The sequence below is a fragment of the Paraburkholderia bannensis genome, assembly GCF_014200455.1.
In the GTDB taxonomy this organism is placed as follows: Bacteria; Pseudomonadota; Gammaproteobacteria; order Burkholderiales; family Burkholderiaceae; genus Paraburkholderia; species Paraburkholderia bannensis_A.
In genome coordinates, this window is the sequence record NZ_JACHBW010000008.1 from 279,451 (window position 1) to 295,417 (window position 15,967).

A 15,967-nucleotide genomic window follows, 5' to 3' on the forward strand; every position below is an offset into this window, starting at 1 on the left:
CGATTTTCATCAGCATTCCTGCTTTTCTGCCGCTTGAACTGATGCAGCCGAAGCGGCCGATTCAATGGGCTTTGACGCATCGCGCTCAAGCCATGCGCGCCAGCCGCCGAATGCGCTGATATCGGCTGCATCTTGCAAGGCAAGGCTTTCGCACAAAAAGCCCTGCACCGTGCTGCCATCGGCGAGCGACAGCGTGCCAATGCCAAGCGGCGCGGGAATCAGCGCGACGAAGGAGCCGAATTGCTCCACGGGCATTTCCCAGACTTCGACTTCGATTTCAACGCCGCCTTCGGCTACGCGTTGGAGGCCCGGTTTCTGGCTTTGCGGCAACGCGTAAAGCCGATACGCCGGCGCGGTTCGCGTCGTTTCAATGAGGCGCGCGCCGCGCGAGGTCAGTTGATCGTTGAGTGGCTGCCCGCTCAAATGCGCGCCTACCGCCGCTATGCGCACGCTATTTTCCTTAGCCTCGTTGAGCGCAAGCGCACGCTCGCCAAGCCAGGCCCGCGCAATCGCCAGGAGCCTGGTGTCTTCGTGTGCGCGCGCAACAAAGGTGATGCCAAAAGGCTTGCCCACATGCGTGCCCGTTTCGCAAATACCGGCAGGCACCGCAAGCGCAGACAGATCCAGCAGGTTCACGAAGTTCGTGTAATAGCCAAACTTCGCATTCACGCCGATTGGATCGGCTTCCAGCTCGGCAACAGTCGAGGTGGTCGGCGAGGTGGGCGTCAGCAGTGCATCGATATGCGGCCAGACCCGCTCGGCCTGCATCCGCAGCGCGGCTAGCCGGTCGAAGGCAGCGAAGGCGTCTGCCGCGCTCCAGCGCGTCGCGCCGCCAATGATCGCGCGTGTCACCGGATGCAAGGCATCGGGATTGGCGTCGTAAAACGAACGAATCGCCGCCAGCCGCTCCGCCACGAACGGCCCTTCGTAAAGCAGGCGCGCGGTGTCGAGAAACGGCTCGAAATCGACCTCGATGATTTCAGCGCCTTCGGCACGCAACTTGTCGAGCGCCGCGTCGAACGCCGCAGCATATGAAGTATCGCCATAGAACTCGCGCTGTGCTTCACGCGGCACACCCAGGCGCAGGCCGCGCAGCGATACCGCAACGCCAGACGCCCCCTCCCATGCACGCGCATAGGGATCGCCTTGCGTTACACCCTGCGCGGACTCGAAGACCGTCTGCGCATCGTCCGCCGTATGCGCGAAGATCGACACGCAATCGAGCGAGCGGCACGCGGGCACGACGCCCTGCGTGCTCAACACACCCTTGGTCGGCTTTAGCCCCACGAGACCGTGGAAAGCGGCCGGCACGCGGCCAGAACCGGCGGTATCGGTACCCAATGCGAAGACCGCAATCCCCAGCGCCACCGACACAGCCGACCCCGAACTCGAACCGCCCGAGGCGTATTCCGGGTCCAGCGCATTACGGCAAACGCCGTACGGCGAACGTTGGCCCGAGAGTCCCGTCGCGAACTGATCGAGATTGGTCTTGCCGACGGGAATCGCACCCGCCGCGATCAGGCGCGACACCACGGCAGCGCTCGCCGGTGGCGTGTATGCGTAATCCGGGCAGGCGGCCGTGGTCGGCACGCCTGCGAGATCGATATTGTCCTTGATGGCGAATGGAATGCCGTAGAGCGGCAGCGTCGCCGGATCGCGCCCGGCGAGCGCATCCACGTAGCGCATCATCTCGTCGCGCGTGAGTGCGCGGATCCAGACATGGTGCGGATCGTCGCCCGAGGTGCGCGCGGCAATCTCTTCGACGACCTGCGCGGGCGTGAGGCTGCCGTCGAGATAGCGCGCGCGCAGCGCGGCAATCGTCATCGGCATACCGGAAATCGTTGTGAGCGCATTCATTGGCATTCGGCCTCCTCGCCGCCGATGTTTTCTGTTGCCGTTACGGGAGCCACGCTGTCGGCGTCAATACGGATCACCATCAGCCGCTGCCCCGCGGTAACCGCATCGCCTTCCGCACAGGCGAGCGATTCGACTGCGCCCGCCGCGAGCGCCGACACGGTCACTTCCATCTTCATCGATTCGAGAATCGCCACCTCCTGGCCTTCCTCGACACGCTCGCCCTCAGCCACCAGCAGTTTCCACACGCTGCCCGACACATCGGCGCCAATCGCGCGGCAATCGTCGTCGAGTGCATCCTGCGTGGCTGCGTGCGCCGCGCTTTCCGCGCCGGCCTCGCCCACATATTCAGCGTGCCCCGCCGCGCGCCAGCGCTCCCGCTCCGCTTCGAACGAAGCCTGCTGGGTGGTCTTGAACGCGGCAATCGAAGCGGATTCGTGGCGCAGGAAACGCTCGTATTCGCCAAGATCGAACACCGATTCCTCGATACGCAGCGCGCGCCGCCCCGCGATAAATTCGCTGCGCCATTCCGCCAGTTCCGCCTCGCTCACCTCGAAGAAGCGGATTTCATCGAAGAAGCGCAGCAGCCACGGCTGCCCTGGCGCGAATTCCGCCGTCGAGCGATAGCGGTTCCACATCTGTACCGTGCGCCCCACGAACTGATAACCGCCAGGGCCTTCCATGCCGTACACGCACATATAGGCGCCGCCGATGCCCACCGCGTTCTCCGGCGTCCACGTGCGCGCCGGGTTGTACTTGGTGGTGACGAGGCGATGGCGCGGGTCCACCGGCGTGGCCACCGGCGCACCCAGATAGACGTCGCCGAGACCGAGCACGAGGTAACGCGCGTCGAACACGATGCGCTTCACGTCGTCGATACTGTCGAGCCCGTTGATGCGGCGAATGAATTCGATGTTGCTCGGGCACCAGGGCGCGTCGGGGCGCACGCTCTGCATATAGCGCTCGATGGCGATGCGCGTTGACGGATCGTCCCAGGAGAGCGGCAGATGCACGATGCGGTTGGGCACGCGCATTGCATCGACGGCAGGCAGTTGGGCCTGCGCGCTCTTGATGTGATCGATCAGGCGTTCGAGCGGCAGCACGGCCGGATCGAAATGCACCTGTAGCGAGCGAATGCCCGGCGTGAGATCGACAATGCCTGGCAGGCGATGATCGGCGAGCCAGTTCATCAGCGCATGCACGCGGAAACGCAGCTTGAGATCGAGCACCGGCGCGCCGTATTCGATCAGCAGATTACGATCGCCCGAGCGGCGAAATACGACCGCTGCCTCATCGCCTTCGTTAGCGGGTTCGCTGCGATAGAGCACGCACTCGTGCGCGTCCTCTTGCGATTCTTTGCGCGCGGGCACGAAGCGCACCGTATCGCCGGGACGCAACTGGCCGAGTTTCCATAGTTCCTCGCCCACCACCGTCACCGGGCAGACGAAACCGCCCAGGCTCGGGCCGTCCGGTCCGAGAATCACCGGCATATCGCCCGTGAAATCCACCGCGCCGATCGCATAGGCGTTGTCGTGAATATTCGAAGGATGGAGCCCCGCTTCGCCGCCGTCCGCACGCGCCCATTGCGGCTTCGGGCCGATCAGGCGCACGCCCGTGCGGCTGGAGTTGTAATGCACGGTCCAGCGCGCTTCATAAAGCATGGCGATGTCCTCGCGCGTGAGGAAATCAGGCGCGCCATGCGGGCCGTCGAGCACCGCCAGCTCCCATGCGTGCGTGAGCGCCGGAATGCGCGCCGAAGGCAGCACAGCGCCCGCCTCACCCTTGCCTGCGCCCGGTGCGAGATGCAGCACATCGCCCTTGCGCAACGCGCGGCCCGCGTGCCCGCCAAACTGGCCGAGCGTAAAGGTCGCCTTGCTGCCGAGATAATCGGGCACCTGCAAGCCGCCTCTCACCGCTAGGCACGCACGTACGCCTGCGCCCGTCACGCCGCCGAGCTTGAGCACATTGCCCGCCGCCGCGCGCACAACCTGCCAGAACGCCACGGGCTTGCCGTCCAGCGTGGCGGCCAGCGGCGCGCCGCCCAGCACGAACAGCGTGTCGCAATTGAAGCGCAGCGTCGCGCCGACCATCGTGAATTCCAGCCCGGCCGCGCTGGCGTCGTTGCCGAGCAATTCGTTAGCAAGGCTGAAGGACAGATCGTCCATCGGTCCCGATGGCGGCACGCCCACGTCCCAATAGCCCAGCCGCCCAGGCGTTTGTTGCACGGTGGTCTGCACGCCGCCGTCGAGCACGTCGACGGTATGTGGCGCAAACAGGAATCTGCCCAGAAACGCAGTGGTTTGTTCGGCCGCAGCAAAGGTCGCCGATCCCACCACGGCGCGCAGATAGTCGAGATTGGTCTCGATACCGTAAAGTTGCGTGCGTTCGAGCGCGTTCGTGAGTTTCGCCAACGCGGCTTCGCGCGTGTCGGCCGTCGCGATGATCTTGGCCAACAGCGGATCGTAAAAGGCGCTCACTTCCGTGCCCGCATCGACCCAGCTATCCACGCGCACGTCGTCCGGAAACACGACATGCGTGAGGAGTCCCGAACTTGGCTGGAACTGGCGGTTCGGGTCTTCCGCATAGACGCGCACCTGCACGCTCGCGCCGTGCGGTGCTCTGGCCGCCAGCGTGTCGAGCGGCGCGAGCGTGCCCTCGGCCTGACGAATCATCCATTCGACCAGATCGACGCCATAGACGGCTTCGGTCACGCCATGTTCGACCTGCAGCCGCGTATTGACTTCAAGGAAATAGAACGCACGCTCGCACGCATCGAAAACGAATTCCACCGTGCCCGCGTTGGCGTATTGCACCGCGCGCGCGAGACGCACCGCCGTTTCATGCAAGGTCTCACGCTCCTGCGCGCTCAAACCCGGCGCGGGCGTTTCTTCGATCACTTTCTGATTGCGCCGCTGCACCGAGCAATCTCGTTCGCCCAGCGCAATCACGCCGCCCTTTCCATCGCCGAAAATCTGCACTTCGATATGCCGTGCATGCTCGACGAACTTTTCGAGGTACACGCCCGCATTGGCAAAGTTGCTCTGTCCAAGGCGCGCAACCGATGCAAAGGCCGTTTCGAGCTGCGAAGCGTCGCGGCACAGCGACATGCCGATGCCGCCGCCGCCCGCCGTGCTCTTGAGCATGACCGGATACCCCAGCACGCCGGCCGCTTCCAGTGCGGCTTGAACATCGGCAAGCAGGCCGGTGCCGGGCAGTAGCGCCACGCCGTTCGCCTGAGCGATCTCGCGCGCCGTATGCTTGAGGCCGAACGCCGTCATCTGCTCGGCGCGCGGGCCAATGAACGCAATACCTGCTGCTTCGCAGTCGCGCGCAAACGCGGCGTTTTCCGACAGAAAGCCATAGCCCGGATGCACGGCCTGCGCGCCGGTCCGGCGCGCGGCGTCGAGAATGGCCGCTGCGTTCAGATAGCTCTGCGCCACCGGCGCGGGACCGATGCAGACGGCTTCGTCGGCCAGCATCACATGCATGGCGTGGCGATCGGCTTGCGAATACACCGCCACCGACGCAATACCCAGACGTTTGAGCGTGCGAATCACGCGGCAGGCAATTTCGCCGCGATTGGCGATCAGGATCTTCTCGAACGCCATCACGCCTCCCACACGAGCAGGCGCACCGGCGTGGGGTTATAGCCGTTGCAGGGATTGTTGAGCTGCGGGCAGTTCGAGATCAGCACCGTCACGTCGTCTTCCGCACGCACTTCCACGTATTTTCCGGGCGCGGAAATGCCGTCTTCGAACGTGAGCTTGCCCAGCGGCGTGACCGGTACGTTCATGAAGAAGTTGATATTGCTGACGAGATCGCGCTTGCCGAGCAAGGCCGCCGCGCCACAGGTGCAATGCGCCAGAGCGTTGAGGTAGCTGTCCCGGCAGCTATGCATATGACGCTTGTCGAGCGCATAGCGCACGGTATTGCTCTCCGCCGCGCACGCGCCGCCGAGCGTGTCGTGACGCCCGCAGGTATCGGCAACGATGGTCAACAGCGGGTTGCCCAGATTCGACATCAGCACGCTGCCGGCGCTCAGATACAGATTGCGTTGCGCGCGGATGGTGTCCTGCGCGCTGTAGCGTTCGACCGGATCGGCGCTGCGATAGAACAGCGTATCGACGGCCTGATTGCCTTCGAGATCGACAATGCGCAGCGTCTGCCCGCGCTTGAGGTCATAAAGCCACGGCTCCCCTGCGGCAAGCGTGAAGTCGTAATGAGCATGGCGCGCGTCGAGCGCGCTTTCGATGATCGGCATGGCGGCTCCTCAGGCGAACAGGCGGTCGGTGTTGGTGAAGGCGCGGCCGTTCTCGGCGCACGAGGTTCGGCACAGATCGTCTTCGGGCGCGCGCGCATCGGCGGCATAGGCGCGCCATGCGATCAGCTTCACCGGCTTCGGCGCGTAGTCGCGTTGAGGATCGAGCGGATGCGGGGCGGTGGAGAACGCCGCAAGCGTATTCATTTCGAAGCGCAGATCGAGCGCAGCGCCCGCCTGCGAATGGCGCGGCACATATTCAAGCGAGCCGTCTTCGCCCACCGACACCTTGCTGAAGAAGTTCACATTGGCGACGAGATCGCGCGCGCCCAGCCCGTATTTCGCCAGTTCCAGCACGAGGCTGTCGCGGCCATTGCGGATCATGTCGTTGCGATGCTCCTGATAGCGCTTTACACCGTACTTGCGCTCGAACAGCGCGGCATCGCCCACGCCGCCCAGCGGATCGTGCCAGCCGAGCGTATCGGCGGTAATCGATGCGATCACGCGGCCCATATCGGTATGCAGGGCGTGGCCGCGCGTGAGGTGCGCGGTATGCTGCGCCTTGAGCGTATCCGCCATGTTGTAGCGTTCGAGCTGATCTTCCTGACGATGGAAAACGGCGGCGAGATTCGCCCCGCCTTCGAGATCGACGATGCGCAGCGCAAGGCCGCGGCGCAGAATGCCGGACCAATGCGCGCCTGCGGGAATCACGGTCTCCCACAGCGGTGCTCGATCGGAAAAACCGGCGGATAACTCGGGTAGCGCGAATTCAGCGTGGAGGCTGGACGGCATGGAGGCTCCTGGTGGCGAAGGGAATAAGCGTGAGAGGGCGATCAAACGACATCGCGACCTCCCGGGCTTTTATCCCTCCGTGGAGCCTCGGCACCGCCCTCGAAACGAAGGTGGGAGACGAGACCGGATTGCTCTCGGACCAGGCATCGGGCGCGGACTGAATACAGCATCGTCCTGCGCAGCGACCGGAACCCTAGCGATCCTAAGATGATGCAAATTACTTCGCACCTCTCGCAGATTCATTTAGCGAGATCTGTGCCAATGCTTGAGCAGCGATTGAAAAACCCCGTTATTTAAAGGGTTTGGCGGGATATCCGGTTGGTGAAGCGTCGCCTTCGATCGGGCGCATTCGCGGGTAGCGCGCGCCCTATGTTGGGGAGTGATGCGCTATGCGCGAACCGCGCGGCACTATTTGAGGGCGCGCGGTTCGCCTTGCGCATCGGTAACAGGCGGGATGGACGGATGGCATGGCTGTTGCATTCAAGGCGACTATTTTGCTCCAGCTGGAGAGTGACCGTGTCCAATGCCCTGCGCCAATTTTTCTATTCGATCTTCGCTTCGCGATTCATCGAATTGCAACGTGGTCCTGCTGGTGAATCGCAACGGCGCAATCGTTCATAAGCCGCCACACTCCGTTTATTTCTCCCAGACTTCGTTGCCCGCAATCGGCACGGCAGACACGGCGTCATCGCTCGATGTCAGCACTTCCAGCGACAGGCCTTTGGTTTCGATGCCCAGCGTCCAGACCGCGAGCGCGGCAATCGCAAACGACAGCGCGCCCAGCATGAACACGCCACCCTGCCCGAACAGCGGCAACACCACGCCCACCGCGTAAGGGCCAATCAGCGACCCGACTCGCCCTATCGCCGATGCGAACCCCGAGCCCGTTGCGCGCGCGCCGGTGCCATAGAGTTCGGGCGTATAGGTGTAAAGCGCGGCCCACATCGCGAACAGGAAGAACTGCATGACGAGGCCCGTGCCCAGCAGCAGCACGATGCTGGCGCCGTGCAGCGCGGTCTGTCCATAGGCGTAGGCCATCACACCGCCGCCCAGCAGCGAGGACACGCAGGTCGGCTTACGGCCCCAGACTTCGACCAGCCACGCCGCGCAGAGAAAACCCGGCACGCCGCCCAGCGAAATCAGCACGGTATAGAGCACCGACTTCGTGAGCTCGAAGCCCGCCTGCTGCAATAGCGCGCCCAGCCACGAAGTGAGTCCATAGAAGCCCAGCAGCGCGAAAAACCAGAGCGCCCACACCATGACCGTGCGGCGACGGTACGCCGCGCTCCAGATTTCGCGCAGCGCGCTGTGGCCGCGCTCAGGCGCGGACTCCACCCGGCGCGCCGGTGGCGGCAGGCTCGACAGCCCGGCGGAGCGCATGACGCGGGCCTCGATCTGCGCGACGACGCGATCCGCTTCATCAGCCTGACCGCTATGTTCGAGCCAGCGCGGCGATTCGGGCACGACCCTGCGCACTACCAGCACAAAAGCCGCTGGAATCGCAAGCAGCGCGAACACGGTGCGCCAACCCAGCACGGGCAACACGAAGTACGAGACAATCCCCGCCGTGATGAAACCAAGCGGCCAGAAGCCGTCCATCAGAGCGACCATGCGGCCGCGCTTCGCGGCCGGCACGAACTCGGAAAGCAGCGCCTGGGCAATCGGAAATTCCATGCCCATGCCAAAGCCCAACAGAATGCGATAGATAATCAACGAGTTCATATCGTGCGCCGTCGAGCACAGATACGAAGCCACGCCCCAGAGCACCATGCTCCACTGAAAAACAGGACGGCGTCCAAAGCGATCCGCCAGCAGACCCGCCACCGCCGCGCCAAGCGTCATGCCGAAAAAACTCGAACTCGCAACCAGACCGGCCTGGGCGTTCGAGAGCGCGAACTCTTTCTTGATCGAACCCAGCACGAAAGTCATCGTGCCGAGGTCCACCGAGTCGAAAAAGAATGCCAGGGCGATGATGGTGAAAATCAGCTTGTGGTAGCCGGAAAGCGGCAGACGCTCAAGCCTGGCCGCAGCGCTCGCGCGTGCTTGCGTGGAGGGAGAAGCGGAAGCAATTCGCATGACGTCCTCTGATTGGGAACGGCAACCTCACGGGAGGTAACGTTGCCGACCGGCTCAGTAGAGGCCGCCATTAAGCGCTGCAATAGAAGGAGAACGGCATTTGGACAGAATGTAAGCGTCAATGGCGCTTTTGGAAAACTGTGTGTCGTTTTCAATCAACCCGCTATATCGTCGACATGACGGGCTACGCAGACCGTGCGAGTTTGATCGCGCTTTCAGGACATGCCGTCACACAAAGACCGCACGAGCGGCAGGCCTGCGCATTCGGCGTATAGGCGACTTTCATTCCGTGCACCCGCAACTTCAGCCGATTTCCCCAGCCCAATTCGCGATAATCCGCTTCATCGATACGGCGAATTTCGAACACATTCTCGGGGCAAACCTCAAGGCAATCGCCCTTGCCTTCGCAGCGTTTCAGATCGACCACGGGCGCAATCACGCCCGGCTTCTGTTTGCAGTCGGCGGTGGGTTTCGCGCTCATGCTTCATCTCCCGTGCGACGCGTATGACGCGCCCGCCATGCCGACTGGAACTGCTCGCGCTCCTCGGGCGTCATCGCTTCCCATTTGCGCCAGTGACGCCGGTAGCGCCCGCCGCCATGTCCGCGAAATCCGCCGAACAGGATGCGGCTCAATACCAGCAAGCCCAACGCATGGGCGAAGTCGATCGCGCGGGCGCCCACGAATAGCGCCGGAATCACCCAGTTCCACAGCGTCATCACCACCCATCCCAGTACGACGATGGCCACCACGACAAGCAGTGCTTTCCCCGCACATCTGATTCGAAACTTCATCAGCGGACTCCTTTAAATATCCAGTTCGTCATAAACAGGCTGTAGCCGCGCGCGCAGATGCAATACCGCATAGCGTTTGCGCGCCAGCAGCGTATTGAGCGCAACGCCGCTTTGCGCAGCGAGATCCTTGAAAGACCGCCCTTCCAGTTCGTGCGCGATAAAGACATCGCGTTGCTCCGCCGGCAACTCGTCGAGCGCTTCCTGCAAGGCCTTGAGCAACAGAGTGCGGGCGTAGATCGCCTCCGGCCCGGCCTCTTGCGAAGGCAGCGCCAGGTCGAGGCGATATTCGCTATCCGCGTCGTCGTCGGGTTCGATATCGGCGAGCGGTTGCTCTTTCTTCTTGCGAAAGCGATCGACGATTCGGTTGCGCGCGGCACGGAACAGCCAGGCGCTCGCCTGCTCGATTGGAGCGGGAAGCCGGTAGGCCTGCACGAATTCGTGGAACACTTCCTGAAGGATGTCCTCGGCATCATCCTGGTCGCGGATGCGACGCCGGATGAAATTGACCAGCCTCGTGCGCTCACGCACCACGGTCGCGGTGATTTCGCTGTCTCGGTCGGTCATCGGCTGCGAGGTGGCTGGCGGTTCCATGCGTCTGAAGACGTTTCAGGCGCAGGAATATTGTGGCGAACGCGAAAAATATTTCAGCGGGCAATGCCACCCCAGTTTATGACGCTGGACGCCGCCGCGCGCGGCGCCTGCCGCCCCGGTCATTGCCACCACGAGCAGGAAGCCCGCTCACAGGACCGCGATCCAGCGCTGCTGCCGGTGAATCAGCAGATGGCTGGACGCAAGGATAGAGGCGCTCAGAATCACCAGGCTCGCGTGCGAATCCGACGCGATGCCGACGAATTGCGGAAAGAATGCGACGAATAAGCCCTGGAAAACAGCGGTCAAACGCGGCGATGCAGGAGCGGCGTCGGGCGGCAGCGGCGAAGCCTGTCGCCGCTGAATAGATCGTTTCGCACGCAACAACCTGAGCTGCAACCTGAGCTGCGACCCGATCAGCGCAACAATTGCGGCCGCAGCGACGCGACCGATTCGAAGTAGGCGTCGAGCGCATCGGCGGAACGCGCGCCCAGCAAGCCCAGGCGTTCGACCCAGTCGGGCTCCGCCGGCCAGCGCCCTTCGACCATCGACGGATAAATGCGCCGCCCGAACGCATGCAAAGCCTTCGCGCCGATATTGCCGCTCACGCCCAGCAGGCGATGCAGCGCCTCGTGGGTCGCGGCGATTTCCCTGGCGCGCGCGCTGTTCGCGATCTCGGCGATCAGCGCGCGCAACTGGGCAATGCCATCGAGGAAGGTCTGGTCGAGCATATCCAGCCCGACCAGTTCGTCGAGATGCCGTTCGTCGAGCAGGTCGCGTTCGTCGAGCGCCTGCATCGCGTTCCTTGCGGATTCCGCGAGTGGCGGCACGCGCACCGTCGGCGCATGCACGCGCGCCAGGTGCGTCATCAGCGAGGCGTAGAGCGTGGCGGCCTGCACGGGCTTCACCAGCACGTCGTTCATGCCCACGGCGATACATTCGCGCACCGCTTCCATATCCGACTGCGAGGTCAGGGCGATGATCGGCGTCGCCGCATAGCGGTCGCTGCCCGCGCGGATCCGCGCCGTGGCTTCCACGCCGCCCATGCCCGGCATGTTCATGTCGATCACGATTGCGTCGATGGCCATGTCCGATTGCAGGCGCACCAGCACAGCCTGGCCGTGGCCCTCTTCCACCACGCGCGCGCCGCCGCGTTCGAGCACCGCCCTGGCGACCTGGCGGCTGTAGACATCGTCGTCGGCCACGAGAATCGACTTGCCCAGCAGCCCGTCGAAGCCGCCATAGGCGCGGCGGCGCTTGCCGCTCGCGAACAGCGATTCCAGCGCAACGATCAGCCCCATCGCGCCGCCCGACTTGCCGATCACAATATCCATGCCGGCGCGTCGCGCGCGCACCTGCGCGACGTTGCCTTCCTCCACCGTATAGCCGGCGATCGGCACGCCCTGATTCGGGTGCGCATGATTCGCGCGGATCTTTTCCGCCACCGCATAGCCGTCGAGCACCGGCATGTTGACGTCGAGCAGCACCAGATCCGAAGGCGGCGCTTCGCTGTCACCCAGCATCGCCAGCGCCGTCTGGCCGTTGCCAGCCTCGCTCACCAACGCGCCCAGACCGGCCAGCACGCGCCGCGTACGGGTGCGATGGTGTTCGTCGTCATCGACGATCAGAATGCGTTTGCCCGCGAACACCGGCATCGCCCGATCGAGAATCTCGCGCTCGTACTCGGCCACTTCGCGCTCGGGCACCGGCGGGAAGCGCAACGTGAATTCGGTGAACTGGCCCGGCTCCGAGCGGCACTCGATGCTGCCGCCGAACGCCTCCATCGCGCGCTGGCAATAGAGCAGGCCCAGACCCGTTCCCGCCGTGTTGCTCGCGGTCCGGAATGGATTGAACAGATGCGGCAGGACCTCGGGCGGCACGCCGCCGCCGGTATCGCGCACATTGATCGCATGGCGCTCGATAGTCAGCGTGAGCGTGGCGGCCGGCTGCGCGGCCATCTGATGCAGCGCGTTCTTGATCAGATTGAACAGCGTGAACAGATAAACCGTTTCATCGACGCGGAAGGTGAAGTCCTCGCGCACGATCAGGCGCACCTTGTTGCGCTCGGCTTCATCGGCGAAACCGTACTCGTCGAGCGCCTTGCGCGTAGTGGCGGCCGCGTTGAGATAGGCGAGCCGCTCGGGGCGAATGGCCTTGGTGCCCACTTCGTCCAGCGTCATCGCGATCACGCGCAGCCCGCGCTCGATCGACATCTTGCCCTGTGCGAGATGGCGATAGAGCGCGGCCGCGTCCTCGGGCGAGATCGTGGTCGAACGGCGTGCATCATGGGTAGCGGGCAAGGTGGCCTCGATACTGTCGAGCACGTGTTTCAACTGGCTCAGAGGATTGCGCATCTCGTGCACGATCGAGCCCGCGAGCGCCTGCAAGGCGCGATTCTTCGCGACAAAAATTCGTCCCTTGCTGATGGCATAGCTGAACGCCATGCTGCACAGCACGACCACCGGCAGCAGCGCGAGGTCGGCCCGGGTGGCCGCGCCCAGCACGATGGGCGAAGGCGAACCCAGCACCGCCGCCGCCGAGCCCGCGGCCGCGCCGATGCCCAGGCACGCGAGCAGCAGGACCGGGTTGTCGATGCACAGCGCGAGGATGAAGATCATCATCACCTCGGTCATCATCCACATGGTGGAGAAGCCGTTTCTGATCGTGAGGAAGGTGCAGGCGAACGGTAAAACGTAGATCAGGCACGCGTGCCAGTAAACCAGCAGCCAGGTGTTGAAGCGCTGCGGCCAGCGCGCCTGAAAAATCAGCGGGATGCACACGAGTGCCGCGCTCAGACGCACGAACAGATTGTCGTAAGGCTGCGGCAGCACATAGGTCCAGACGACCCAATAGATGGGGTGGCACAGGAGGCCGAGAACGCCTCCCCACCGGATAGCCAGACGGCTAGGTTCCAGTAACTCCCCCATTCGCTCGCGCGACATCACAATCAGCCCTCCCAGGCGCTCTTTTGATCCTGCCAGTTCACTATTGCTGCCATACGTCCAGACAGTGGCCAGACAGCGGACGAAGATCGTACGCGATCTGCCCCTCTCATGGCGCATAACCTTCAGCAAAGCAGGTGTAGCCATCGCGTGACGAGGACGGCTCAAATGGAAAGCCGCCGCCGGGGCCAGGGCGAACGCCGGTCAGACCCCAGGCGAAGCCCCCAATATATAGCGTCTCGCCTTACCAGGCGAGTTCTAGCCCGCCGCTCGCGGCGCGCGAATGAGAACGACTGTGCCATCGCTCTTGCCACGGCTCGACGATGACGCTCGGGAGAATGGCAACATCGGACTGTGGCAACTGCATGTCGGCACTTCAGGCCCGCGTCCTGATGAGGGTTTTCCCGAGCCAGAGCACGCGAAAAACCTTCAGATATCAATCACCTGGATTTAATCATTCAATTTTCATCAATTTGCCGGATCAATGGGGACTGGATAAGCTCATCTCACACGCCGCCCTTCGTGGCATCACAGTCAACGTCCTCCCCAGCCGGTGTCATCATGCAAGCCAATACGTTCAAGGTCCGCGTCGAAAGCATTCGCGACGAAGCCCACGGTATCCGTTCATTCCGCATTGTCCGCGTCGACGGCCAACCCTTCGAGAGCTATGAGCCGGGCGCGCATATCGACGTCACCGCGCCGTCCGGCGTCACGCGCCAGTACTCCTTGTGCAGCGATCCGGCCTTCAGCGAGTTCCAGATGTTCGCCGTCAAGCGCGAGCCCGAGTCGCGCGGCGGCTCGCGCTCGCTCCACGACGACGTGGGCGTTGGCTGCGAGCTGCTGGTGGGACAACCACGCAATCTGTTTCGCCTCGACGCCCGGGCGCGCGCGCACGTGCTGATCGGCGCAGGCATCGGCATCACGCCCTTGCTGTCGATGGCCTACCGGCTGGCTGCGCGCGGCGAGCCATTCGTGCTGCACTACTTCGCGCGCAGCGAAGCGCACGCCGCGTTTCTTCCCGTGCTCGCGCAGGCGCCATTCGCCTCCCATGTGCGGTTGCACTTCGGCATCGGAAACGGCGATCTGGCCGCCACGCTGCGCGAGTGCCTGGCTGGAGTGAGCGACGGCGCGCACGTCTACACTTGCGGCCCCGCGCGGTTCATGGGCGAAGTGGTGAGGGTGGGCGAAGCAACGCCGGGCGTGGCCCAGGTGCACCTGGAGCGCTTTGGCGCCGATCCCGCCGCCGTGGCGGCGATGGATAGCGGCGCGGCGCAGGGAGAATTCGACGTCAAGATCGCGAGCAGCGGCCAGGTGGTGCGCGTGGGCAAGGAGCAGTCGATCGTCGAGGCCCTCGCCGCCATTGGCATCGAGATCGATACCTCGTGCGGCGAAGGCGTGTGCGGCACCTGCATGGTCGACGTGGCCGAAGGCGAGCCCGAGCATCGCGACCATTGCCTGAGCAAGGCCGAACGCGTGAGCAACAAGGTTATTTGCTGCTGCGTTTCGCGCTCGCGCTCGCCGATGCTGATCCTGGACGTTTAACCGCGGCCTTCCTGCCGGCGCTTCCGCTGGCGGCCGCGGTAGCCGTGCCGGCGGGGGTGAGCGCATCGGCGCCGGCCGTCCCGGCAAAGCGCCGCATGATATTCATCAGCAGCTCGCGCATCCACGCAATCCCTTCGTCCTCGTGAAAGTGCTCGTGCCAGTGCATCGTCACGGCCGCCGAAGGGATCACTACCGGCAATTTGAAAATCTCGAAGCCGCCGCCCTGCGCCAGAATGCCCGCGAGGCGGTGCGGCAAGGTCGCGATCAGATCGGTCACGGCCAGCACGCCCGGCAGCGCCACGAAGTGCGGCACCTCCAGACCGATGTTGCGCGCCACGCCCTTCGAGCGTAATGCGTCGTCGATAGCGTGATGGCTATGCTCGATCGAACGGATCAGCACGTGCGTGCCCTCCACGAATTCCGCCAGCGTCATCTGCTGGCTTTTCGCCATTTCGGGCCGACGCCGCCGCACACATACATAGCCTTCCTCGAACAACACCTGATGGCGCGTGCGCGAAGTCAGCTCGGGCAGGTTGCCGATGGCGAAGTCGAGCTTGCGCGCGCGCAGCGCCTCTTCGATCTGCCCGACCGGCAGCGGCTCGATGCAGATCTTGATGCGCGGCGCGAGCCGCTTCACTTCCTCGCAGATCGAAGGCAAATAAGCCATTTCCCCGGCATCGGATAAAGACAGCCTGAATGCCCGCGTACTCACCAGCGGATCAAAACGCTCGGCATACCTGAGCGCCTCACGCACCGAATCGAGCGCCCGCGCGACGATCACCGCCAGTTCCTGCGAGATCGGCGTGGGCTGCATGCCGTGGCGCGTACGCACGAACAACTGGTCGTCGAATAACGCGCGTAGCCGCGCCAGAGAATAGCTCATCGCGGGCTGCGAGAGCCCAAGGCGCTCGCCCGCCCTCGTCAGGCTCTGCTCTTCCACGATTGCCAGAAAGACCCGCAGCAGATTCAGGTCGATGCCGTCGAGCGTTTGCATGTGATATCCATACCATTTATGTATCGACTAATTTTAGATCAATTTGACGCATGACACGAGCGGAACGACACTTCCTCTACGCGCTATTCATCGCTAAGCGAAGCAAGCACCCAACCCCGCATTCACTTC

At 63.8% G+C, this 15,967-nt stretch carries 12 protein-coding genes and 1 riboswitch; of the genes, 1 reads left to right on the forward strand and 11 read right to left on the reverse strand.

The features are described from left to right. Positions 1–9: 9 nt before the first annotated feature. The 10 genes from atzF to F4827_RS15790 all read right to left on the reverse strand — a co-directional run bounded on the left by atzF (position 10) and on the right by F4827_RS15790 (position 13,308). A complete protein-coding gene (gene atzF / locus F4827_RS15745) occupies positions 10–1,857 on the reverse strand; it encodes an allophanate hydrolase (protein WP_183724865.1) in 1,848 nt (615 codons plus the stop codon). Next, a complete protein-coding gene (locus F4827_RS15750; RefSeq protein WP_183724866.1) occupies positions 1,854–5,462 on the reverse strand; it encodes a 5-oxoprolinase/urea amidolyase family protein in 3,609 nt (1,202 codons plus the stop codon). Before F4827_RS15750 ends, atzF begins: the two co-directional genes overlap by 4 nt. Continuing rightward, positions 5,462–6,115 (reverse strand): urea amidolyase associated protein UAAP2, encoded by a 654-nt coding sequence (locus tag F4827_RS15755; RefSeq protein WP_183724867.1) that lies wholly within the window; start codon positions 6,113–6,115, stop codon positions 5,462–5,464. The genes F4827_RS15750 and F4827_RS15755 overlap by 1 nt, the downstream gene beginning before the upstream one ends. Positions 6,116–6,124: 9 nt before the next feature. Beyond that, positions 6,125–6,904 (reverse strand): urea amidolyase associated protein UAAP1, encoded by a 780-nt coding sequence (locus F4827_RS15760; RefSeq protein WP_183724868.1) that lies wholly within the window; start codon positions 6,902–6,904, stop codon positions 6,125–6,127. Between the two features lie 56 nt (positions 6,905–6,960). Further along, a riboswitch (guanidine-I (ykkC/yxkD leader) is annotated at positions 6,961–7,112 on the reverse strand. A 428-nt stretch (positions 7,113–7,540) separates the two neighbouring features. After that, on the reverse strand, positions 7,541–8,980 hold the full coding sequence (locus tag F4827_RS15765; protein ID WP_183724869.1) for an MFS transporter: 1,440 nt from the start codon (positions 8,978–8,980) through the stop codon (positions 7,541–7,543). A gap of 184 nt (positions 8,981–9,164) precedes the next feature. Next, positions 9,165–9,461, reverse strand: coding sequence for a 4Fe-4S dicluster domain-containing protein (locus tag F4827_RS15770; RefSeq protein ID WP_183724870.1), 297 nt, complete (start codon positions 9,459–9,461; stop codon positions 9,165–9,167). Then, a complete protein-coding gene (locus F4827_RS15775; RefSeq protein ID WP_183724871.1) occupies positions 9,458–9,772 on the reverse strand; it encodes a hypothetical protein in 315 nt (104 codons plus the stop codon). Before F4827_RS15775 ends, F4827_RS15770 begins: the two co-directional genes overlap by 4 nt. Before the next feature lie 12 nt (positions 9,773–9,784). Beyond that, a complete protein-coding gene (locus F4827_RS15780; protein WP_183724872.1) occupies positions 9,785–10,363 on the reverse strand; it encodes an RNA polymerase sigma factor in 579 nt (192 codons plus the stop codon). Between the two features lie 147 nt (positions 10,364–10,510). Next, a complete protein-coding gene (locus F4827_RS15785) occupies positions 10,511–10,669 on the reverse strand; it encodes a hypothetical protein (RefSeq protein ID WP_183724873.1) in 159 nt (52 codons plus the stop codon). 107 nt (positions 10,670–10,776) lie between these two features. Further along, positions 10,777–13,308, reverse strand: a complete 2,532-nt coding sequence (locus tag F4827_RS15790) for a response regulator (RefSeq protein WP_183724925.1) — start codon at positions 13,306–13,308, stop codon at positions 10,777–10,779. A 555-nt stretch (positions 13,309–13,863) separates the two neighbouring features. Between F4827_RS15790 and F4827_RS15795 the strand changes: the two genes are divergently transcribed. Then, a complete protein-coding gene (locus tag F4827_RS15795; protein WP_183724874.1) occupies positions 13,864–14,844 on the forward strand; it encodes a PDR/VanB family oxidoreductase in 981 nt (326 codons plus the stop codon). Here F4827_RS15795 and F4827_RS15800 read toward each other — a convergent pair. Beyond that, entirely contained in the window at positions 14,789–15,838 is a 1,050-nt protein-coding gene (locus F4827_RS15800; RefSeq protein ID WP_183724875.1) for a LysR family transcriptional regulator, read from the reverse strand. The two genes, F4827_RS15795 and F4827_RS15800, sit on opposite strands and share 56 nt — an antisense overlap. Positions 15,839–15,967: the final 129 nt, after the last annotated feature.